A 21,163-nucleotide genomic window follows, 5' to 3' on the forward strand; every position below is an offset into this window, starting at 1 on the left:
GCGGCCGTTGCTCGTTCGGCGGTCCCGGTTCTCCACACCCTCGGGGCGCGGAAAACCCTGTGGACCAGATCAACTGGTATGGTTCCGCTGTCGACAAGGGGGGTCGAGAAATGTCGAAGTGGGGCGTCGTCGTCTTCGAGCTGGGCAAAGTGGTGTTGTGGTGCGTGGGGGGCGCGCTCGCCATCGGCGGGATATCGGCAGCAGGGAGCCTGCTGGCGCCGGATGTTCCGGATGCGGCGCCGGAGTGGGCCCCACCGGTCACGACGTCACGTGCCGAGTCACCTACTGCCACAACACCACGACGTGAACTGCCACCGGGATTCCCAACGATGGAGCGGGCTCCGAAACTGCCCGACGTTCCCGAGGGCGCACCGCAACCGGTACCGACGAAGTTCGGGCTCACGTACACCACGCCACCCGGCTGGTTCGGGGGAGAGTCCATTATGGGGTGGAACGGCCGTGGCGGTGAAATGATGGTGATCGGTTCGGCATCCTCCTTCGGGAATGGGTACTGCGCCGCGGAAGACACGTCCACGCTGGCGTCCGTGGGTATCACGGGGCGGCCCGCCGGTGACCTGCTGACCGTGGCTGCTCACGAGGTTCGAGCAGTCGAGTGGATGTACTCCGGCCGGGAACAGTCGCCGACGGTCGAGTATTCGGCCCCGGTCCATTTCGACATCGACGGAAATCCGGCGGTCCGGATCACGGCGCGTGTAGCCGACATCCCGCACATCCACGAATGTGCCCCGCCGGCAGCACGGTGGGACTTCGTGGCCACCACCGGCCTGGCCTCAGCGGAGGTCGCGGTCTTCGTCGTGCAGGCGGATCGCGGTGTGGCCGGCCAGCTCGACGACGATTCCATCGACGGCCTCGTCGAGTCGCTGAGGAGGTCGTGATGTCCGAGACATACGAGAGGTTCAGCGCCACCGCGAATCAGATCGCCGGCGCTGCCGTCGCTGCGCAGGAGATCGGCAACGATGTGTTGTGGGCCAACCGGTACCTCGCCGTCCACGGTGAGCCGGCCGGCACACTGGACGGTGCACTGTTGCGGACGATCCAGGACGGGTTCCGGGCAGTTCTGCCGTCGGCACAGTCTCGATACTTCGTCCTTGCCGATCTCTGCCTGAAGACCGGCATCGAATTGAACCGCTGCGCGTGGATCTACTACGACACGGAGGAACGCAACTACGAACGGCTCAATGCCAACCTCCTCTTTCCGGAGTCGATCGACGCATACGATCCGGAGACACCGGCCGCCGGCCCGGCGCGACCGTACCCCGATCCCGTCCGGACCGGGGTTGCGGGCAGGACCGAACTCCCTCACCCCGAAGCCCCCGACGAGGACGTCCGTGAGATCGTCGCGGAGGCGGCCGGCTGGCTCGGCGACGTCGACAAGACAATCGAGATGCTGACCGAGTGGAGCCCGATCGCCCAGGTGATCGAACCGCTGGACGGAAACTGGAACGAACTGCGGCGACTCGGCAACGCGTACCGCATCGCCGGGGAGGCGGTGGAGGCCGGCGGGGAGAATCTCGACGCCGTGGTGCGAGCTCTGGATCCCCACTGGAACGGGCAGGCTGCCCGGGCGTTCACGGACTACGCCGGCCGGATCGTCGACGCGCTCCGGTGGGAGGGACCGGTCGGACGCGTGGTCGAGGAGACGTGCAACCTGGTTGCGGAGAAGATCCGGGAAGCGATCGTCACCGCGGTTCGGTCGCTGAAGGAGATGCTCGAGGAAGAGGTGGCGTTCGACGACGGGATGCAGACGCTGAAGTTCGCGCTGAAGAAGGTCCCGTTCGCCGGCACGGCCGTACAGATCCTCACCCTCGCCAGGATCGTTCGGGACACGATCGCATTCGTCGACGACGTCGTGACGCGGATCCGCGCGCTCACGGACGCACTGAGGGCGTTCCTCGATGCTCTGGCGTCGCCGGCGAACGCCCTGCAGGAGCAGGTCGATCACACGCTGGCGCCGTTGACCGAGGCGTACGAGCGCACCGAGCACCGGGCGGCGGTGGCCGTCGATCTCGCCGGCGTCGCAGACGTCCGCGGCCCCGTGAACAAGCCCTCCGAACCGTACTCGGTCGGCGAGAACCCCTGGGCGGACGCGCCGTGAGGGACGTGCCCTCGCACCTCGACGGTCCACTGGACCGCATCCACCGAGCCGTGACCGACCTCGACACCGCCGTGATCCGCGCACAGCGGTTCGCCGGCGCGAACCGGTGCATTCAGGTCGACGATGCGGTGATGGAACAACTCGCGGCGAGCAGCGACGCCTCTCCCGCACTGCGGCAGTACGCGTCGAGAGTTGCTGCCGGACAGTGCCGCTGGTCCGAGATCGAGGCGGTGGCACATCCGGTTCCACCGGAGGTCGCCGAACTGAAGGCGAATCCGCGGTTCCGGTGGTTCCCGGCCTCGCCGCGTACCACGCCTGCGGCCGGGCAGGACCAGGAGCCGTACCGGATCCCCTGGCAGTCGTAACGCCCCCAGCGGTGTGCCCTTTGGGCTGCCAGGGCAACCCAAAGGACACACCGGCCGCGTCAGCGGCCGATGAGGGCCAGGCGCTCGATTTCGCTGAAGTCGGTGCCGGCCGCCACCGGCCGGACTGCGACACCGCTCGCGGCCGTGGGGTGAAGCTGCTGCGGGGCGCTCCTCGTCCGAGCGGACCGGGAGCGCCTCGCCGTCAGCACCGGGCGCGGCGCTCCCGCTCCGACAGCCCGCCCCACACCCCGTGCCGCTCGCGGCCGAGCATCGCGTGGGTCCGGCACTCCGTCAGCACCGGGCAGCTCGCGCAGATCCGTTTCGCAGCTGCCTCCCGCCGTCGCCGCACGACCGGTTCCTCGCCGTCCGGGGCGAAGAAGTAGAACTCGCCGAGGGAGCGGCAACTGCCGCGGAACTGCCACCCGAACCCGGACCGGGTGCGGGTGGCGGTCATCCGACGATCACCACGATCAGGGTTCGTGGCCCGTGCACGCCCTCGACCCGCTCGAGTTCGATGTCGGACGTCGCGGAGGGGCCGCTGATCATGGTGGTGGGGCGTTCCGGCACCAGCCGCATCAGCGCCTCGGGCACCCCGACTTCGACGTCGGCGAGGGGCACGACGCACACGTGCAGGTCCGGCACGAGGGTCAGCGCGCGCCGGCCCTGGTCGGGGCCGCCGTCGAGGAAGATGGTGCCCGTCTCGGCACACGTGACCGCGGAGGCGGTGACGACGCCGTCGAGGTCGCCGAGGTCCGGGGCGGGGATCTCGGACGAGTCCACCACCACGTCGCCGTCGAACCGTGCGAGCCACGACCGGTCCAATCCCGCGGGGACCCCCACGCGGCGCACGCCGTGCTCGGTCAGCACCCGTGCGAGCACGTCGGGAAGGTCGGCCGGCGCGCACTCGTGCACGTGCGCCTTGTAGTCGACGAGCCGGTCCACGAGCAGTTCCCGCCGCTGTGCGTCCGGCAGGGTGCGCCCGGTGCGGTACTCGCGGGGTACCTGCACCGGTACCGGTGGGGCAAGTGTCCGGGCGTCGCGGATCCGGCCGAGGATCACGTCGCGGGTGCTCACTGCTGCCGTCCCTTCTCGCGCGCCTGTGCCAGCGCGGCACGTCCCTCGTCGGAGTTCCACCATTGCCGGAAGGTCTGTCTCGGCGGCGCCGGGATGTCGCGGGCTTCCGTCCAGCCGGCGAGCGGACCCGGCAGCGAGGTGATCTTCCCCTTCTTCCCGGCGAGGAGCCGGCCGAGTCCGGCCGCCTTCTGCGCGGTCGTCCAGCGACGCGACGACGACATCGCCAGTGATGCCGCCTTCATCGCGGCCGCCTCGATCCCGAACGACGCGTGCTCGACCTTCTGGTGCCGCAGTTCGACGAGCAGCGAGGGGATGTCGATCTTGACGGGGCATGCGTCGTAGCACGCCCCGCACAGGCTCGAGGCGAAGGGCAGGGTCGCGTTCGGATCCCCCGGGGCATCCATGCCGGCGAGTTGCGGGCTGAGCACGGCGCCGATCGGGCCGGGGTACGTCGAGCCGTAGGCGTGGCCGCCGGTGCGCTCGTACACCGGGCACACATTCAGGCACGCCGAACATCGGATGCAGTGCAGCGCTTCGCGTCCCATTTCGTCGGCGAGCGCCGCGGTGCGTCCGTTGTCGAGCAGCACGAGATGGAACTCCTGCGGACCGTCGCCGGGGGTGACGCCGGTCCACATCGACGTGTACGGGTTCATCCGCTCGCCCGTGGACGAGCGCGGCAGCAACTGCAGGAACACCTCGAGATCCCGGTAGGTGGGCAGCAGCTTCTCGATGCCCATCACGGTGATCAGGGTCTGCGGCAGCGTCAGGCACATGCGACCGTTGCCCTCGGATTCGACGACCGCGAGCGTGCCGGTGTCGGCGATTCCGAAGTTCGCGCCCGACACCGCGACCGGCACGGTCATGAACTTGTGGCGCAGGAACTTCCGCGCCGCAGCCGCGAGATGCCGGGGATTGTCGTCCAGATCGGGGTCGACGCCCGGCATCTCGCGCAGGAAGATCTCACGGATCTCGGCCCGGTTGCGGTGGATGGCGGGAACGAGGATGTGCGAGGGCTTGTCGTGGCCCAGTTGGACGATCAGCTCGGCGAGGTCGGTCTCGTAGGCCGTGATGCCCTGCTCCTCGAGGTGCTCGTTGAGCCCGATCTCCTGGGTGGCCATCGATTTGACCTTGATGACCTCGTCGGAGCCCGTCGCGCGGATCAGGTCGGTGACGATGGCATCGGCCTCGGCGGCGTCGGCCGCCCAGTGCACGACGCCGCCACGGGCGGTCACCGCGGCCTCGAACTGGGTGAGCAGCTCCGGCAGCCGGTTCAGCACGTCGGTCTTGACGGCGGCACCGGCGTCGCGCAACTGCTCCCAGTCGGGCAGCTCGCCGGTCACGCTCAGGCGCTTGGCCCGGATGGTGTGGGTGGCCTTGCCGATGTTGCGGCGCAGCTGGGTGTTTGCGAGTTCCTGGTGCGCCGCGGCGGGAAACGCCGCGACACCCCGCAGATTTCCGGAGCCGCGCGGCGGGACGGGCGGCATGCCGAGAGCGATCACGCGGGCACCCCCTTGGGAGAGACGGCCGGTTCTACCGAGGCGAGGATCTCGGCGAGGTGGATGGTGCGGGTTCCGGTGCGCAGACGTGACAGTCCGCCGCCGATGTGCATGAGGCACGACGAGTCGCCGGCGCTGCAGTATTCGGCACCGGTTGCGGTGATGTTGCACAGTTTGTCCGCGAGCATCGCGGTGGAGGTCTCGGCGTTCTTGAGCGCGAAGGTGCCGCCGAATCCGCAGCAGGAGTCGGCCTCCGGCAGCTCCACGAGGTCGATCTCGCGGACGGCGCGCAACAGCTGCAGCGGCTTGTCCCCCACGCGCAGCATGCGCAGCGAATGGCAGGTGGGATGGTAGGTCACGCGGTGCGGGAAGTAGGCCCCGACGTCGGTGACCCCGAGGACGTCGACGAGGAACTCGGACAGCTCGTACGTCTTGGCCTTCACCTCGTCGACGCGGCTGCACAGCGCCGGCGAACCGTAGCGACCGGCGACGATCTCGTGCTGGTGCCGCACGGACCCGACGCAGGATCCGGAGGGTGCGACGACCGCGTCGATGCCGTTGTCGCCGAAGGCGTCGGCGTAGTTCTCGACGAGTGGCAACGCGTCGGGCTGGTAGCCGGTGTTGACGTGCATCTGGCCGCAGCAGGTCTGGCCGTCGGGGAAGACGACGTCGTGGCCGAGCCGCGCGAGGAGGAGGGCGGTGGCCGAGACGGCGCCGGGGAACATCGTGTCCCCGAGGCACGTCGCGAACAGGGCGATTCGCATGTGGATCTCCGCATCGGGTCTATGTGGTCAGACCACAGTAACCCATGGTCGGTGCCCTGCGTCACCCCCTGTCCGGATTTTCTGCGAATTCCCTCCGGTTCTGGATTGTGACCGAGGTCATGGTGTACGGTCCTGTGGTCTGACCACAGATCCCGTCGCGGTCCGCGACGCAAACCTGGAGTTTCATGTGGAAACCGAACTGCTCGCGGTGACGTACACACCGTCGACCACCGCCGTCGCCGGCAACCTCACCGCGACGGCTCTGCTGGGCCTGGTCCCCCTCCTGACCTTCTTCGTGCTCCTCGCCGGCCTCAAACTCAAGGCCTGGTACTCCGGGCTCGGCGCGCTCGCCGTGGCCCTCGTCGTCGCCGTCGTCGGCTTCGGGATGCCGGCGCCGCTGGCCGGACTGTCCGCCCTGCAGGGCTTCACGTTCGGCCTGTTCCCGGTCATGTGGATCGTCGTCACCGCGATCTGGTTCTACGAACTCACCGTCGTCAGTGGACGTTTCGAAGACCTGCGGCACGTGTTCAACTCCGTCGGTCACGGCGACATGCGCATCCAGGCGATGCTCATCGCCTTCTGCTTCGGCGGAATGCTCGAGGCGCTCGCCGGTTTCGGGGCACCGGTCGCGATCACCGGCGCGATGCTCATCGCGATCGGCATGCCCCCGATCCGCGCCGCCGTCACCGTACTCGTCGCGAACACCGCACCGGTCGCGTTCGGCGCCATGGCAATTCCGATCACCACCGCCGGAAACCTCACCGGTATCCCGGCGACCGAGATCGCCGCCGTCGTCGGCCGGCAGACACCGGTGCTCGCCTGGTTCGTGCCGATCCTGTTGCTGCTGCTGGTCGACGGCCGGCGCGGCGTCCGCCAGGTGTGGCCGATCGCGCTGGTCACCGGCTTCGCGTTCGCGATCGCGCAGTACTGGTGCTCGAGCCACTTCTCGTACGAGCTCACGGACGTCGTCGCCTCCCTCGTCGGCCTCGCCGCGGCCGTGGTCATGCTGCGGTTCTGGCGTCCGAGCACCCCCGACGACCAGCACTCGCACGTCACCGCGGAACCGATCGGTGCCGCACGCACGGCGATGGCGCTGTTCCCGTACCTGCTCGTCATCGTCGTGTTCGGCATCGCCAAGCTGTGGACGCTCGGCGTGGACGTGCCGAAGTGGCTGGCGGGCACCGATATCAAGGTCGAATGGCCGGGCCTGTACGGGAATCTGCTCACCGCGAGCGGAGATCCGTCGACGGGCGCGATCTACACGCTGCCGTGGCTGTCGAATCCCGGTACCCTCCTGCTGTTCTCGGGCATCGTCGTCGGCCTCGTGTACACGGTGTTCAGCGGCGGCGGCCGGTTCCCGATGACCGTGCGCCTGACTCTCAGCACCTTCCCCGGGACACTGTGGAAGATGCGGCTTTCCGTCGCCACCGTGGCCACGGTGCTCGGCCTGGCCTACGTGATGAACCATTCCGGGCAGACCGTCGCCATCGGCACGTGGCTCGCCGGAACCGGCGCGATCTTCGCGTTGCTGTCGCCGATCCTGGGCTGGCTGGGCACCGCGGTGACCGGCTCGGACACCTCGGCGAACGCGCTGTTCGCGCGGCTGCAGCAGACCGCGGGGCAGGCCGCGGGCATCGATCCGACGCTGCTGGTCGCGGCGAACACCTCGGGCGGTGTCGTGGGCAAGCTCATCAGCCCGCAGAACCTCACCATCGCGGCGACCGCTGTCGGCCGGCCGGGCAGCGAGCCGCTGCTGCTGCGCAAGGTCGTCGGCTACAGCGTCGGCATGCTGGCCCTGCTGTGCGTGCTGGTCTATCTCCAGTCGACGCCGGTGCTGTCGTGGATGCTGCCGTGAGTCGTCCCCCGGGAGGACGCGGCACGGGATCTCCTCTGCCGCACCCGGAACGCCGCGCCCGGCCGCCGAGCGTCCGGCCCGTCCGGCGACCGGCATAGGCTCACACCATGCCGCACTCCGAGCCCCGCGCATGGGAGACCGTGTTGAACCACCTCGAGCAGCAACTGGTCTCGGGACAACTCGCGCCCGGCCAACGGTTGCCCGGGGAGCGCGTCCTGGCCGCCGATCTCGGCGTGGGCCGCTCGTCGGTGCGGGAGGCCCTGCGCGTCATGGAGGCGCTCGGGTTGCTCAGCGCCCAGACCGGATCCGGGCCGACGGCGGGCGCGATGATCGTCTCGCGCCCCACCGGGGGCATGTCGATGCTCATGCGCATGCAGGTGGCGGCGCAGAGCTTCCCGGTGGCGGACGTGGTCCGGACCCGGCTCGTCCTCGAGACGGAGGTGATGCGCGCCCTGGCCGGGAGCGATCCGGCCCCCGACCTCGCCCACGCGGAACAACTGCTCGACGCGATGGACGACGCCGAACTCGTGGCCCACGAGTTCCTGGTGCTCGACGCCCGGTTCCACATCGCGATGGCGGACGCAGCCGGGAACCAGGTGATCGCGGCGATGATGACCGGACTGCGCGACTCCATCGAGAGCTACGTGCTCGCCGGCGCTCCGCTCGCCACCTGGCCCACGACGTGTGCCCGGCTGCGGTGCGAGCACCGGGGACTGCTCGAGGCGGTCCGCGCCGGCGACGCCGACCTCGCCCGCTCCCGCATCGTCGACCACATTCGTGGCTACTACGCGGAGAGCCTCGGGCGTCTCCAGGACCGCCCGGACGACCCTGGAACGGAGCACTCTCCGCCTCGTGTATAGTCGGTGATGCAACGCGGGGTGGAGCAGCTCGGTAGCTCGCTGGGCTCATAACCCAGAGGTCGCAGGTTCAAACCCTGTCCCCGCTCCCCCCGCCGGCCCGGACTCTCACGAGTCCGGGCCGGTTTCGTCGTATCGGCCTCGTCCGGCTCGCCTCGCGCTCGTCCCGGCCTCGTCGAGCGAAGGCATCGTCCGTCTCGATAGTGGTGGCGACCGATACATTCGCTCTGCCCGGGCGGCGCGGACGGGTAGATTCCGGCTGTGAACGGATCTGTCGGGCGACCGCGGAGAGTGCGATGAGCGAGGACGGGCCGGCCCCGCTGCCGGCACACCGCAAACGCAACGGACCCCGGGCTCCACAGTGGCTTCGCCCGGCGATCCTGTACGTCCTCCTTGCCGTCGCCGCCTACCAGCTGTCCGGTTGGCTGTTCCACAACCTGCGCGGCTTCCTCGGATTGCTGTTTCTCGCATGGTTGCTGAGCATCACGCTCGAGCCCGTCGTCGACTGGCTCGAGCGTCACGGGCTGCGCCGGGGAGCGGCCACCGGGTTGGTGCTGTTCGGACTGCTGGCGTTCGCCGTCGGATTCGTCGCTCTGTTCGGGACGTTGCTCGCCGAACAGTTGGGCCAGTTGCTGAAAGCCTTACCGGACGCGCTGACCGCAGTCACCGAATGGGCCAATCGTGTCTTCGACACGAACTTCACCACGGGTCCGGAACTGCTGCGACTGACCCCCGAGACGGTGCGCGATCTGGTTCAGCGGTTCACCCCCGGCGTGCTCGGCGTGGTGTCGTCGGTGGTGGGCGTGGTCTTCCAGGCCATGACCATGCTGCTGTTCGTGTTCTACATGTCGGCCGAGGGCCCGGCGATGCGCCGCACGATCTCGAGCTGGTTCCCGGCCCGGCAGCAACGAGTCATCTCGACCGTGTGGGAGATTTCCGTCGAGAAGGCCGGTGGCTACGTCGTCTCCCGCCTCATCCTCGGTGCGGTCAGCGCCGTGGGCACCGGCATCTTCCTCATGATCATCGGCGTGCCGTACTGGCTGCCGCTCGCGTTGTGGACCGGAATCGTCTCGCAGTTCGTGCCCACCCTCGGGACGTACCTGGCGATCGCGCTGCCCGCGATCATCGCCGCGGCCAACCAGCCGATCGACGGGTTGTGGGTGGTGCTGTTCGGCACGGCCTACCAGCAGGTCGAGAACTACGTCCTGCACCCGCGCATCACGTCGAAGACCGTGTCGATCCATCCGGCCGTCGCGTTCGGGTCGGTGATCGTCGGGGCGTCGCTGTTCGGTGCGATCGGTGCGCTGGTGTCGGTCCCGGTCGTCGCCGTCCTCCAGGCTCTCGTGGAAACGTACGGCCGGCGCTACGAACTCGTCATCGACACCGGCGACACGGACGCCACCGCCGCGCCCGGCCCCGAACCGGGCGACGGCTGAGCGGCTACGCGCGGGGGACCCGGCCCATCAGGTAGAACTCCGGATTGGGCATCATGCCGGCGACGCCGGCCATCCTGTTGCTCAGACCGAAGAACGCCGTGACGGAGGCGATGTCCCAGGCGTCCTCGTCCGTGAAGCCGTGTGCGTGCAGAGCCTCGAAGTCCGCGTCGTCGATCTCGTATGCCCGCTCGTTGACCTTGGTGGCGAAGTCGAGCATCGCGCGCTGGCGCGCGGTGATGTCCGCGGTGCGGTAGTTGATCGCCACCTGATCCGCCACCGTCGGCTTCTTCTCGTAGATCCGCAGGATCGCCCCGTGCGCGACGACGCAGTACAGGCAGTTGTTGGCGGCGGAGATCGTCGTCACGATCATCTCGCGGTCGCCCTTGGTGAGGCCGGAGTCCTCGCGCAGCATGATCGCGTCGTGGTAGGCGAAGAAGGCCCGCCACTCGGCGGGACGTCGCGCGAAGGTGAGGAACACGTTGGGCACGAAGCCCGACTTCTCCTGCACCTCGAGCACGCGCGCGGCGATGTCCTCGGGCAGATCCTTCAGTTCCATGGCGGGAAAGCGCGTACTCACGGGGCCTCCTGGTCCGTCGGCAACGAGTCTCGAAGTTAATCGCTGTTAACCGAGTTGTCCAGATCCCCCAGCCGCCCCGGCTACCGGTCGAACCACGCCTGCGCGTCGAGCCGGACGTCCTGACCGTGCGTGACGGCGCGCAGGTCGACCTCGAGGCGCTCGAGCCGGTCCGCACCGAGCGTCCGCCCCCACTCCGCCCGCAGGTCGTCGAAGATCACCGCCGACCGCCGCAGGCAGTCGAGGCCCCGGTCGGTGAGCACGACGATCCGCGCCCGCGCGTCCGACGGATCCGGCTCGCGCCGAACGTAACCGAGACGCTCGAGCCGGTCGACGGTCTTGCCGGCGGCCTGCTTGGAGACGCCGAGGCGGCGTCCGATCTCGCTCGCCGACGCGCCGGTCGCTCCGACGGCCTGCATCGCGAACCCGTGGGCCGGACGCACGTCCGGGTGACCCTCCTCGGCCAGCCGGCGATGCAGCGCGTCGACGAGCGAGCGGAATCCGGCGAACAGGAGCAGGGGCAGCTCGTAGCCCGGGGTCGGGTCTTGCACATTTTCGACAACTCGGTTTACTATTTCGTCAACCACATTGTCTATCTTATCGGAGGCCGTCCCGTGTCCACAGCATTCCTCCACCATCGACCCGAGACTGCACCCCCGGCGTCGCGGGCCACCATGGAAGCGATCCGGCAGAAGTTCGGCTACGTGCCGGCAGCCGTGGCGCTCATGGCGGAATCCCCCGAACTGTTGTCCGCCTTCACCCGCGCCGGTGCGCTGTTCGAGCGCAGCAGCCTCGACGAACTCGAACGCGAGGTGCTCGTGCTGACGATCGCCACGCGCAACGAATGCCACGTCTGCGTCGCACTGCACACCGCCGTGCTGACGCGGATGGGTGCGCCGGGCAACCTCGTCGACGCCCTGCGGGCCGGCCGACCGCTCACCGATCCCCGACTCGAGGCCCTGCGGACATTCACCGTCGCCGTGCTCGACTCGGCGGGCGCGGTCCCGGCCGACCGGTGGGCCGCGTTCACCGCCGCCGGCTTCACCACCCGCCATGCACTCGACGTCGTCCTCGGCGTCGGCACCTTCACCCTCTCGACGCTCGCCAACCGCCTCACCGGTGCCGAACTGGACCCGCCGCTCGCTTCGTTCGCGTGGCACCCCGCACCGGCTCCGACGCCGACGGGCCGAATGTCACATTCGGTCGGTCAGATCGACGCGGTGTGACATTCGGCCCGTAAGTGTTCGGCCCGTGAGCCTTTCGGAGACGGTGAGATCAGACGAGAAGGGTCGCGGCCGTCGCGGCGACGACGTCGTCGACGCTCACGCCGGGCGCGGTCTCGACGAGCTTCAGGCCCTCGTCGGTGACGTCGATGACGGCCATGTCGGTGATGATCCGCTGGACGCAGCGCTTGCCGGTCAGCGGCAGGGTGCACTCGTCGAAGATCTTCGGTTCACCCTTCTTCGTGACGTGTTCCATCATCACGATGACGCGCTTGGCACCGTGGACGAGGTCCATCGCGCCGCCCATGCCCTTGACCATCGCGCCGGGGATCATCCAGTTGGCGATGTCGCCCTTCGCGGAGACCTGCATCGCGCCCAGGACGGCGACGTCGATCTGGCCGCCGCGGATCATCCCGAACGACTGCGCCGAATCGAAGAACGACGCACCCGCAATGGTGGTGATGGTTTCCTTACCGGCGTTGATCAGTTCGGGATCGAGTTCGTCCTCGGTCGGGTACGGGCCGACGCCGAGCACGCCGTTCTCCGAGTGCAGGATGACCTCGACGCCCGGATCGAGGTAGTTGGGCACCAGGGTCGGCATGCCGATGCCGAGGTTGACGTACTGCCCGTCCGAGAGTTCCCGGGCCACACGCGCGGCCATCTGCTCGCGGGTCAGCTTCTTCACGGTGGTGGCGGTCTGGGTCATGAACGAACCGTCCGATTCTCGATGCCGACAGTGACAGGTCCGACGGGCACGACGCGCTGGACGTGGATGCCGGGGGTGTGGATCTCGTTGGGGTCGAGCTCGCCCGGTTCGACGAGGTGCTCGACCTGCGCGATGGTGATGCGGCCCGACGTGGCGGCGGGCGGGTTGAAGTTGCGGGCGCTCGCGCGATAGACGAGGTTGCCGTGCCGGTCGCCCTTCCAGGCGTGCACCAGGGCGTAGTCGGCGACGATTCCGCGCTCCATGACGTAGGTCTCGCCGTCGAACTCGCGGACCTCCTTCGGGGGCGACGCGACCGCGATGCCGCCGTTGCCGTCGTAGCGCAGCGGAAGCCCGCCCTCCTCGACCTGGGTGCCCACGCCGGCCGGGGTGAAGAACGCGGGGATGCCCGCGCCGCCGGCGCGCAGCCGCTCGGCGAGGGTGCCCTGCGGGGTCAGTTCCACCTCGAGCTCGCCGGAGAGGTACTGGCGGGCGAACTCCTTGTTGGAGCCGACGTAGGAGGAGATGGTGCGTCGGATGCGCCCCTTCTCCAGCAGTACGCCGAGGCCGAAGCCGTCGGTGCCGCAGTTGTTGCTGACCGTCTCGAGGTCGGTGGCGCCCTGGTCGAGCAGCGCGTTGATGAGGATTTCCGGGACGCCGACCAGGCCGAATCCGCCCACGGCGATGGTGACGCCGTTCGGGATGTCGGCTACGGCCTCGGCGGCGGTGGCAACGACTTTGTCCATGCCCTTACGATAGCGCCAGTCGTACGTAATGTGAACCCTCGTCCGTCATGCGAACCATTTCGATACTGTTTCAGTTTCGAATATTGATTCGTGCCGGGTGACCCACTAGCCTTGTACGCATAGCGTCCCTCCGTCCATATCGCGAACACGCGCCGAACACCGAGGTCTCATGCTTCATCTGCCGCCCCGCTTTGCGCGCCCCGACGGCGCACACCCGCCGCTGGACTTCCCCGACTACCGGACCACCGCGCTGCGCCGCCCGGCCCAGCCGCTGACGCTGATCCCGCAGCGCCTCGGCGAACTCACCGGACCCGTCTTCGGCGAGGACCGCGTGCAGGAGGGCGACGCCGACCTGACCCTCGCCCACGGCGGCGAGGCCGCCGGGCAGCGCATCATCGTGCACGGCCGGGTGCTCGACAGCGACGGCAAGCCCGTCCCGCACACGCTGCTCGAGGTGTGGCAGGCCAACGCCGCCGGCCGGTACCGGCACGTGAACGACAACTGGCCCGCCCCGCTCGACCCGCACTTCGACGGCGTCGGCCGGTGCGTCACCGACGCCCAGGGCAACTACCGGTTCACCACGATCAAGCCCGGCGCCTACCCGTGGCGCAACCACCACAACGCGTGGCGCCCCGCCCACATCCACTTCTCGCTGTTCGGCACGGCGTTCACCCAGCGGCTCGTCACCCAGATGTACTTCCCCGACGACCCGATGTTCTTCCAGGACCCGATCTACAACTCGGTGCCCGCCGAGGCACGGCACCGCATGGTCAGCGTCTTCGACTACGACGCCACCGTCGACAACTGGGCCCTCGGATTCCGTTTCGACATCGTCCTGCGCGGCCGCGAGGCCACCCCCTTCGAGAACGAGGAGGACGACGATGAGTGAGTTCGCTCCTCGTTACCCCGTCACCCCCGGCGACCAGAGCACGGCCACCTTCGGCCCCACGCCGTCGCAGACCGTCGGCCCGTACTGGAAGATCGGCCTCGACTGGGGCGCCGACGGTGAGAACGTCGTCCCCGCCGACACGCCCGGCCGGATCACCGTGCGGATCACCGTGATCGACGGTGACCGTACGCCGATCGCCGACGCGATGGTCGAGACCTGGCAGGCCGACGCCGACGGCCGGTTCGGCACCGACGGTTTCCGCGGCTTCGCCCGCAGCGCCGCCGACGAGACCGGCACCGCCACCGTCTACACGATCAAGCCCGGCGCCCACGAGTCCGACACGGACGCCGACGAGGCGCCGCACCTGAACGTCGGGATCTTCGCCCGCGGCATGCTCGATCGTCTCTGCACCCGCCTGTACTTCCCGGAGGATCTCGCCGCGCACGCGACCGACCCGGTGCTCGCCGCGCTGCCGGAAACGCAGCGGCGCAAGCTGATCGCCGAGAAGTCCGACGACGGGTACGTCTGGACCGTGTACGTTCAGGACCTCGATCCGAACGGTGTGGAGACGCCGTTCTTCGCGATCTAGACGGGAGCGTGTCTTGACCGTGCCGGCGCAGTCCGACCCCACCCGCGGTGCCCTCTTCGACCCCGTGTTCGGCGCCGCCGACCTCGCGCCGCTGCTGTCCGACCGCGCGTGGATCACCGCCCTGCTCGAGGTGGAGGTGGCGATCACCCGCGCCGCCGAGAAGCACGGTCGGGCGACCCCCGCCGATGTCGTCGCCGTCGCCGCCGCGGCCGACGACCTCGGCCGCGACCTGGACCCGGCCGAACTGGGCCGGCTCTCGGCGGCCGGGGGCAATCCGGTGATCCCGCTGGTGAAGATCCTGCGGGCGCGCGCGGACGCCCCCGCCGCCGCGGTGCACGTCGGGGCCACCAGCCAGGACGTCCTCGACTCCGCGCTGATGCTGCTCGCCCGCGAGGCCGGCCGGCGCGTCGTCGCCGAGCTGCGCGACGCCGCCGACGCCGCGGCGCACCTGGCCCGCCGGCACCGTGACACCCCGACGGTCGCCCGCACCCTCGGCCAGCAGGCGCTGCCCACCACGTTCGGCGCCCTCGCCGCGACGTGGCTCGTCGCACTCGACGACGCCACCTCCGAACTGGACCGCGCCCTCGGCGATCTGCCGGCCCAATACGGCGGAGCAGCAGGAACTCTCGCGGCCGTGCACCCCGACGGACTCGCGTTCGCGGACACCCTCGCCGACCTGCTCGGCCTCGCCCGGCCCCTCGTGCCGTGGCACACCGCCCGCACCCCGGTCACCCGGCTCGCGACGGCGCTCGGCGTCGCCGCCGGTGCTGTCGCCAAACCCGCCACCGACGTCGTGCTCATGGCCGCCACCGAAGTCGGCGAGGTGAGCGAGGACGCGCCCGGCGGTTCGTCGGCGATGCCGCACAAGCGCAACCCGGTCGCCGCGATCACCGCCCGTGCCGCCGCCCGCCGGGTACCCGGCCTGGTCGCGACCGTGCTCGCATCGACCGACCACGAATTCGCCCGCGCCGCGGGCGCGTGGCACGCCGAATGGGAGCCGCTCACCGACCTGTTGCGCCTGACCGGCGGTGCGGCACATCAGCTTTCGACCAGCCTCGGCGGACTGCACGTCCACCCGGACGCACTCGCCCGCAACCTCGACCGCACGGGCGGCGCGATCCTCGCCGAGAAGGTCACCGCCGCCCTGGCCCAGCACACCGACGAGGCCCGCGACATCGTCACCGCCGCCGCGCAGACCGGCACCCCCCTCGACCGCGACCCGGCGATCACCGGACACCTCGGTGCCGACCGGGTCCGCGCCCTGCTGGACCCCACCCGCTACCTCGGCCACGCCGGCGATCTCGTCGACCGTGCCCTCGCCCACCACGACCGGCTCCTCGGAGGACAAGCATGACAGTCACGCTCGACTACGAACAGTACGGCGACCCCGCGGCCCCGCCGGTCGTGCTGCTCGGCTCCCTCGGCTCCGACCGGTCGATGTGGACGCCGCAGATCACCGCGCTGTCCCCGATCGCGAACGTCGTCGCCGTCGACCACCGCGGGCACGGCAAGTCACCCGTCGTCGACGGGCCCTACACGGTGGCCGATCTCGGTGGCGACGTCGTCGCGCTCCTCGATTCCCTCGGCCTCGACTCGGTGCACTTCGTGGGCCTGTCGCTCGGCGGTGCCGTCGGCCAGTGGCTCGCCGCGCACCGTCCCGAGCGCATCCGCACCCTGACGCTGCTGTGCACGTCCGCCGCGTTCGCCCCGGCCCAGCCGTGGCTCGACCGCGCCGCGACCGTCCGCGCCGACGGGCTGGCATCGATCGCCGAGTCGATCGTCGGCCGCTGGTTCACCCCCGAACTCGCCGAACGCGACCCCGAACTCGTCGCACGGCACGTGCAGATGGTCTCCGGCACGAGCGACGAGGGATACGCCGCCTGCTGCGAGGCGCTCGCGACGTGGGACGGGCGCCCCGACCTGGCCCGCATCGTCGCGCCCACCCTCGTCGTCGCCGGCGACCAGGATCCGGCCACCCCGCCGGCCACCATGCAGCTCATCGCCGACGGCATCGCCGGCGCCGACTTCCACGTCGTCGGCCCGGGCGCGCACCTGGCCAACGTCGAGCAGGCCGGCCGGATCACCGCCCTCATCCGCGAACACATCACCCGTGCGACGCCCGCCGGTGCGCAGCGCACCGCCGCGTTCGAGCAGGGCATGCGGGTGCGGCGCACGGTCCTCGGCGACGCCCACGTCGACCGGGCCGTGGCGTCGGCCACCGAGTTCACCCGGCCGTTCCAGGATTTCATCACCCGCACCGCGTGGGGCGATGTGTGGTCGCGGCCGGGCCTGGACCACCACACCCGCCGGCTGCTGACCCTGGCGATCCTCACCGCCGTCGGCAACGAACACGAACTCGACATGCACATCCGGGCCGCGCTGCGCGCCGGAGCCGACCCCGACGAGCTCGTGGAAGTATTCCTGCACACCGCGATCTACGCGGGAGTGCCGAACAGCAACCGGGCCTTCGCGCTCGGCCGGCAGGCACTCGCAGACGGCGAGGGGAGCACCACATGACGATGACCCACGGCGAACCGATCGCGGCGTCGCCGGACTACGTGCAGTCCCTCGCCCGCGGACTGTCCGTCATCAAGGCATTCGACGCCGAGCATCCGCGCCGTACCCTCAGCGAGGTCGCCAAGGCCACCGACCTGACCCGGGCCACCGCGCGACGGTTCCTGCTCACCCTGGTCGAGCTCGGATACGTACGTACGGACGGCTCCCAGTTCTGGCTGACGCCGCGCGTGCTCGAACTCGGCTACAGCTACCTGTCGAGTCTGACGCTGCCGGACGTCGCCCGCCCGCACCTCGAGGCGCTCGCCCAGAAGGTGCACGAGTCGACGTCGGTGTCCGTGCTCGACGGCGGCGACGTCGTGTACGTCGCGCGGGTGCCGGTCAGCCGCATCATGACCGTCTCCATCACCATCGGCACCCGCTTCCCGGCGCACGCCACGTCGATGGGCCGGGTGCTGCTGGCCGGCCTGTCCCCCGCCGACCTCGACGCCTACCTCGCCACCGCGACGCTCGAGCCCCTCACGTCGCGGACCCTCGTCACTCCCGACGACCTGCGCGCCGAGCTCGACCGGATCCGGCGGGACGGCTACTGCATCGTCGACCAGGAGCTCGAGGAGGGCCTGCGGTCGCTGGCCGCACCCATCCGCGACGCCTCGGGTGCCGTCGTCGCGGCCGTGAACATCTCCACCCAGGCCGCCCGCTACAGCCTCGACGCCGTCCACAGCGACCTCGTGCCCGCTGTGGTCGACACCGCGGCGGCGATCTCGTCCGACCTCGCCCGGACCCAGAACCACTGACCCCGATTCCCCGACAAGGAAGTGCCATGCGCGACGTCGTGATCTGCGAACCCCTCCGTACCCCCGTCGGCCGTTTCGGCGGCGTCCTGAAGGACGTCGCGCCGGAAGACCTGGCCGCCACCGTGATCCGGGAGCTCGTCGCCCGCACCGGCCTCGCCGGCACCGACGTCGACGACGTGATCCTCGGTCAGGCCTCGCCCAACGGCGAAGCTCCCGCGCTGGGCCGCGTCGCCGCATTGAACGCCGGTCTGGGCGTGGAGGTTCCGGGACTGCAGGTCGACCGGCGCTGCGGCTCCGGCCTGCAGGCGATCCTGCAGGCCGTCATGCAGGTCCAGTCCGGCGGCAGCGACCTGATCCTCGCCGGTGGCGCCGAGTCGATGAGCCAGGCCGAGTTCTACGCCACCGGCATGCGGTGGGGCGTCAAGGGCGAGGCCGTGGCCTTGTCCGACCGGCTGGCCCGCGCGCGGGTCACCGCCGGCGGCCGCGACTTCCCGGTGCCCGGCGGCATGATCGAGACGGCGGAGAACCTGCGCGCCGAGTTCTCCCTCAGCCGGGCGGACCAGGACGCCCTGGCGGTGCAGTCGCACCAGCGGGCTGTCGCCGCGCAGAAGAACGGCGTCTTCGCGCAGGAGATCGTTCCCGTGTCGGTGCCGCAGCGCAAGGGTGAGCCGCTCGTCGTCGACACCGACGAGCACCCCCGCGCCGACACCAGCGTCGAATCGCTCGCCACGCTGCGCCCGATCCGGGCCAGGATCGATCCGGAGTCGACCGTCACCGCCGGCAACGCCAGCGGTCAGAACGACGGTGCGGCCGTCGCGATCGTCACCACCGCCGAGAAGGCGGCCCAGCTGGGACTGCGTCCGCTGGCCCGGCTCGCGAGCTGGGCGGTGGCGGGAGTGCCGCCGCGCACCATGGGCATCGGCCCGGTGCCGGCCACCGAGAAGGCCCTCGGCCGGCTCGGCCTGACCCTGGCCGACATGGACGTGATCGAGCTCAACGAGGCGTTCGCCGCGCAGACCCTCGCCGTGACCCGCAGCTGGGGCCTCGAGCCCGACGACACCCGCCTGAACCCCAACGGCTCCGGCATCTCCCTCGGCCATCCGGTCGGCGCGACCGGCGGCCGCATCCTCGCGACCCTGCTGCGCGAACTGGACCGTCGCGGGGGGCGCTACGGCCTCGAGACGATGTGCATCGGCGGCGGCCAGGGCCTGGCCGCGGTGTTCGAGAAGGCGGCGTAGCCGCCGGTGTGTCCTTTGGGCTGCCAGGGCAGCCCAAAGGACACACCAGCCGCGTCAGCGGCGGGCGGGCACGACGGCGGGTTCCGTCTTCGAGAGCGCGTTCGGCGCGGTGATCCGGCCGAGCACCGCGATGAGGACCAGGGCGGCCAGGACCGGGACGCAGGCGACGAGGACGATGGTGCCGGTGGGGACGCCGAGGCCGATCAGTGCGCCGCCCAGGACGGGCCCGACCACGGAGCCGAGCCGGCCCATCGACGCCGACCAGCCCACCGCCGTCGTCGCGGTGGCCTGCGGATACATCGAGACCGACAGTGCGGTCTGGCCGATCATGCCCGCCTGGACGCCGAGCCCCACTCCACCGAAGACGATCAGCAGCAGCACCTTGTCGGCGCCGAGGAACGCGGACACGACGAGGAAGACGATCGCCAGCGACGTCGTGACCACGAGCACCGACGACATCCGGAACCGCAGCGCGCCGATCATCAGGACCGCCGCGCCGACGATGCTGCCGATACCGAGCGCCGCCGACCCCAGCGGCGCGAGGCTCGCCGAGAACCCGTAGCTCGTCAGCAGCGTCGGCAGCCACGACGAGAAGACGTAGTACACGGTGAACATCAGGAACGAGAAGCCCCACAGCAGCAGCGTGCGGCTGCGCAGACCGGGGTCGAACAGGCGCGCGACGGAGGCCTGCCGCACCGCCGACGTCGTGGCCTCCGGTGCGGGCCCACCGGCGGCGGCGCGGCCGTCGGGCAGTCCGATCCACAGCAGCGGCAGCAGGACGGCGGATGCGGCGGCGCCGGCGAGGAACACCGACTCCCAGCCGAACGCGGCGATCAGGCGCGTGCCGACCAGGCCGGCGAGCAGCGCACCGAGCGAGATGCCCATCGTGACGAACACCGCGATGGACTGCCGCAGCCGGGGCGGATTGAGCACCGTCGCATGCGACACGGCGGCGGGCAGCACCGCGCCGAGACCGAGTCCGGTCAGCACCCGCAGGGCCGTCAGTTCGGTGATCGTCGACGCGAACGCGGTCAGCAGCGAACCGACGGTGAACACCACCACGGCCGCCAGCACGACGCGGCGGGCACCGAACCGGGCGACGAGCCGGCCGCAGGCGAGGTAGCCGAGCGCGACGCCGGCGCTGGTCAGCGACAGCGCGGGAGTGAAGTGGGACGGGGCGACGCCCCAGTCCCTCGCGAGTGCCGGGACCGACAGGCCCAGGGCGATCGTGTCGTAGCCGTCGAGGACGACGGCGACGAAGGTCAGGACGAGGACCAGCCAGTTGGGCGAGTCCTCATCGGTTCGGGTGAGGGACGGTGTGCTGTCGGTTCCGCGCATGATGGCGTCCTCGGGTCGGTCGATGCCCTGCCACGGGCGTCGAAACGGAAGATTACGCGTCCGCCGTCGCGGTCGCTGAGATGATGCCCTGTGCCTCGACCTCGACGCCGAGGCCGGCCTCGACCAGGGCCGACACCTCGACCAGGGTCGAGCACGGGAAGTCGCCGTGGAACACCTCCGCCCGGGCCCGCCCGACGGCGGCCTTGTCCGCGATGTCCGTGACGTAGATGCGCAGGGCGAGGATGTCGTCGACCTGCGCCCCGCAGGCTTCGACCAGGACGCGGGTGCGCCGGAACGCCTCCCGCGCCTGCCGGTAGACGTCGCCGCCGCCGACGGGACCGTCGGGGGTGCCGGCGTGCATACCGGAGACGAAGAAGTGCCGGCCGACGACGCGGGCGTTGCTGAACATGCCCGGCCGCGGGGGTTCCGGGACGGACGGGTGGCCGACGCGGCTCATCGGACCACCCGTGCGTCGGATTCGCGGGTCAACCGCTCGCGTACCGGCACGAAGTCGTAGGTCGGGTAGCACTCGGTGCGGAACACGCCCCACGCGCGACGCTCGAGTTCGACGTTGACGGCGGCCAGCCGC

At 70.3% G+C, this 21,163-nt stretch carries 23 protein-coding genes and 1 tRNA gene; 14 read left to right on the forward strand and 10 right to left on the reverse strand.

Going from position 1 to position 21,163, the window contains the following annotated elements; all coding sequences use genetic code 11:
- Positions 1-59: 59 nt before the first annotated feature.
- From OEY_RS31235 to OEY_RS0120860, 3 genes are read left to right on the forward strand one after another with little or no spacing between them, the layout of a single operon-like run.
- Positions 60-896 (forward strand): hypothetical protein, encoded by an 837-nt coding sequence (locus OEY_RS31235; protein ID WP_225222978.1) that lies wholly within the window; start codon positions 60-62, stop codon positions 894-896.
- A complete protein-coding gene (locus OEY_RS0120855; protein ID WP_010595716.1) occupies positions 896-2,116 on the forward strand; it encodes a hypothetical protein in 1,221 nt (406 codons plus the stop codon). Before OEY_RS31235 ends, OEY_RS0120855 begins: the two co-directional genes overlap by 1 nt.
- Positions 2,113-2,481: a hypothetical protein gene (locus OEY_RS0120860; RefSeq protein ID WP_010595717.1), complete on the forward strand. Its 369-nt coding sequence runs from the start codon at positions 2,113-2,115 to the stop codon at positions 2,479-2,481. Before OEY_RS0120855 ends, OEY_RS0120860 begins: the two co-directional genes overlap by 4 nt.
- Positions 2,482-2,683: 202 nt before the next feature.
- Here the strand turns inward: OEY_RS0120860 and OEY_RS0120870 are convergent, their stop codons facing one another.
- The 4 genes from OEY_RS0120870 to OEY_RS0120885 are packed head-to-tail and all read right to left on the reverse strand — an operon-like array spanning position 2,684 to position 5,815.
- The gene (locus tag OEY_RS0120870; protein WP_010595718.1) at positions 2,684-2,935 is read right to left on the reverse strand and encodes a WhiB family transcriptional regulator; all 252 of its coding nucleotides are present in this window, start codon (positions 2,933-2,935) and stop codon (positions 2,684-2,686) included.
- Positions 2,932-3,555: a LutC/YkgG family protein gene (locus tag OEY_RS0120875; protein WP_010595719.1), complete on the reverse strand. Its 624-nt coding sequence runs from the start codon at positions 3,553-3,555 to the stop codon at positions 2,932-2,934. Before OEY_RS0120875 ends, OEY_RS0120870 begins: the two co-directional genes overlap by 4 nt.
- Entirely contained in the window at positions 3,552-5,054 is a 1,503-nt protein-coding gene (locus OEY_RS0120880; protein ID WP_010595720.1) for a LutB/LldF family L-lactate oxidation iron-sulfur protein, read from the reverse strand. The genes OEY_RS0120875 and OEY_RS0120880 overlap by 4 nt, the downstream gene beginning before the upstream one ends.
- Complete coding sequence (locus tag OEY_RS0120885) at positions 5,051-5,815, reverse strand: (Fe-S)-binding protein (RefSeq protein ID WP_010595721.1); 765 nt, start codon at positions 5,813-5,815, stop codon at positions 5,051-5,053. Before OEY_RS0120885 ends, OEY_RS0120880 begins: the two co-directional genes overlap by 4 nt.
- A gap of 187 nt (positions 5,816-6,002) precedes the next feature.
- Between OEY_RS0120885 and OEY_RS0120890 the strand changes: the two genes are divergently transcribed.
- The 4 genes from OEY_RS0120890 (at position 6,003) to OEY_RS0120905 (ending at position 9,963) form a co-directional block, all read left to right on the forward strand.
- Entirely contained in the window at positions 6,003-7,670 is a 1,668-nt protein-coding gene (locus tag OEY_RS0120890) for an L-lactate permease (protein ID WP_010595722.1), read from the forward strand.
- 107 nt (positions 7,671-7,777) lie between these two features.
- Positions 7,778-8,530: a FadR/GntR family transcriptional regulator gene (locus OEY_RS0120895; RefSeq protein ID WP_029540144.1), complete on the forward strand. Its 753-nt coding sequence runs from the start codon at positions 7,778-7,780 to the stop codon at positions 8,528-8,530.
- A 12-nt stretch (positions 8,531-8,542) separates the two neighbouring features.
- Positions 8,543-8,616: transfer RNA gene (locus OEY_RS0120900), tRNA-Met, on the forward strand.
- A 207-nt stretch (positions 8,617-8,823) separates the two neighbouring features.
- Positions 8,824-9,963, forward strand: coding sequence for an AI-2E family transporter (locus tag OEY_RS0120905; RefSeq protein WP_010595724.1), 1,140 nt, complete (start codon positions 8,824-8,826; stop codon positions 9,961-9,963).
- Between the two features lie 4 nt (positions 9,964-9,967).
- On the opposite strand, the gene OEY_RS0120910 is transcribed toward OEY_RS0120905, so the two are convergent.
- Entirely contained in the window at positions 9,968-10,519 is a 552-nt protein-coding gene (locus OEY_RS0120910) for a peroxidase-related enzyme (RefSeq protein WP_010595725.1), read from the reverse strand.
- Between the two features lie 101 nt (positions 10,520-10,620).
- Positions 10,621-11,088 carry a MarR family winged helix-turn-helix transcriptional regulator gene (locus OEY_RS0120915; protein WP_010595726.1) on the reverse strand — a complete coding sequence of 156 codons (468 nt, stop codon included), beginning with the start codon at positions 11,086-11,088 and terminating at the stop codon, positions 10,621-10,623.
- Between the two features lie 63 nt (positions 11,089-11,151).
- Between OEY_RS0120915 and OEY_RS0120920 the strand changes: the two genes are divergently transcribed.
- Positions 11,152-11,763: a carboxymuconolactone decarboxylase family protein gene (locus OEY_RS0120920; RefSeq protein ID WP_026137541.1), complete on the forward strand. Its 612-nt coding sequence runs from the start codon at positions 11,152-11,154 to the stop codon at positions 11,761-11,763.
- 49 nt (positions 11,764-11,812) lie between these two features.
- Here OEY_RS0120920 and OEY_RS0120925 read toward each other — a convergent pair whose 3' ends face one another.
- Both OEY_RS0120925 and OEY_RS0120930 read right to left on the reverse strand, forming a co-directional pair.
- Positions 11,813-12,466, reverse strand: a complete 654-nt coding sequence (locus tag OEY_RS0120925; protein WP_010595728.1) for a CoA transferase subunit B — start codon at positions 12,464-12,466, stop codon at positions 11,813-11,815.
- Positions 12,463-13,209, reverse strand: coding sequence for a CoA transferase subunit A (locus OEY_RS0120930; RefSeq protein WP_010595729.1), 747 nt, complete (start codon positions 13,207-13,209; stop codon positions 12,463-12,465). Before OEY_RS0120930 ends, OEY_RS0120925 begins: the two co-directional genes overlap by 4 nt.
- Before the next feature lie 169 nt (positions 13,210-13,378).
- On the opposite strand from OEY_RS0120930, the gene pcaH reads away from it, so the two are divergent.
- The 6 genes from pcaH to OEY_RS0120960 are packed head-to-tail and all read left to right on the forward strand — an operon-like array spanning position 13,379 to position 19,236.
- Positions 13,379-14,098: a protocatechuate 3,4-dioxygenase subunit beta gene (gene pcaH, locus OEY_RS0120935; RefSeq protein ID WP_010595730.1), complete on the forward strand. Its 720-nt coding sequence runs from the start codon at positions 13,379-13,381 to the stop codon at positions 14,096-14,098.
- Positions 14,091-14,687, forward strand: coding sequence for a protocatechuate 3,4-dioxygenase subunit alpha (pcaG, locus tag OEY_RS0120940; RefSeq protein ID WP_010595731.1), 597 nt, complete (start codon positions 14,091-14,093; stop codon positions 14,685-14,687). Before pcaH ends, pcaG begins: the two co-directional genes overlap by 8 nt.
- 13 nt (positions 14,688-14,700) lie before the next feature.
- Complete coding sequence (locus OEY_RS0120945) at positions 14,701-16,041, forward strand: lyase family protein (RefSeq protein ID WP_010595732.1); 1,341 nt, start codon at positions 14,701-14,703, stop codon at positions 16,039-16,041.
- On the forward strand, positions 16,038-17,204 hold the full coding sequence (gene pcaDC, locus OEY_RS0120950; RefSeq protein ID WP_010595733.1) for a bifunctional 3-oxoadipate enol-lactonase/4-carboxymuconolactone decarboxylase PcaDC: 1,167 nt from the start codon (positions 16,038-16,040) through the stop codon (positions 17,202-17,204). Before OEY_RS0120945 ends, pcaDC begins: the two co-directional genes overlap by 4 nt.
- The gene (locus OEY_RS0120955; protein WP_010595734.1) at positions 17,201-17,998 is read left to right on the forward strand and encodes an IclR family transcriptional regulator; all 798 of its coding nucleotides are present in this window, start codon (positions 17,201-17,203) and stop codon (positions 17,996-17,998) included. The genes pcaDC and OEY_RS0120955 overlap by 4 nt, the downstream gene beginning before the upstream one ends.
- A 26-nt stretch (positions 17,999-18,024) precedes the next feature.
- On the forward strand, positions 18,025-19,236 hold the full coding sequence (locus OEY_RS0120960) for an acetyl-CoA C-acetyltransferase (protein ID WP_010595735.1): 1,212 nt from the start codon (positions 18,025-18,027) through the stop codon (positions 19,234-19,236).
- A 54-nt stretch (positions 19,237-19,290) separates the two neighbouring features.
- Here the strand turns inward: OEY_RS0120960 and OEY_RS0120965 are convergent, their stop codons facing one another.
- Positions 19,291-20,574, reverse strand: a complete 1,284-nt coding sequence (locus OEY_RS0120965) for an MFS transporter (RefSeq protein ID WP_010595736.1) — start codon at positions 20,572-20,574, stop codon at positions 19,291-19,293.
- 52 nt (positions 20,575-20,626) lie between these two features.
- Complete coding sequence (locus OEY_RS0120970; RefSeq protein WP_010595737.1) at positions 20,627-21,031, reverse strand: RidA family protein; 405 nt, start codon at positions 21,029-21,031, stop codon at positions 20,627-20,629.
- Positions 21,032-21,163 lie beyond the last annotated feature (132 nt).

Origin of the sequence: Rhodococcus sp. P14 (assembly GCF_000256505.1) — a bacterium.
Lineage (GTDB): Bacteria > Actinomycetota > Actinomycetes > Mycobacteriales > Mycobacteriaceae > Rhodococcus > Rhodococcus ruber.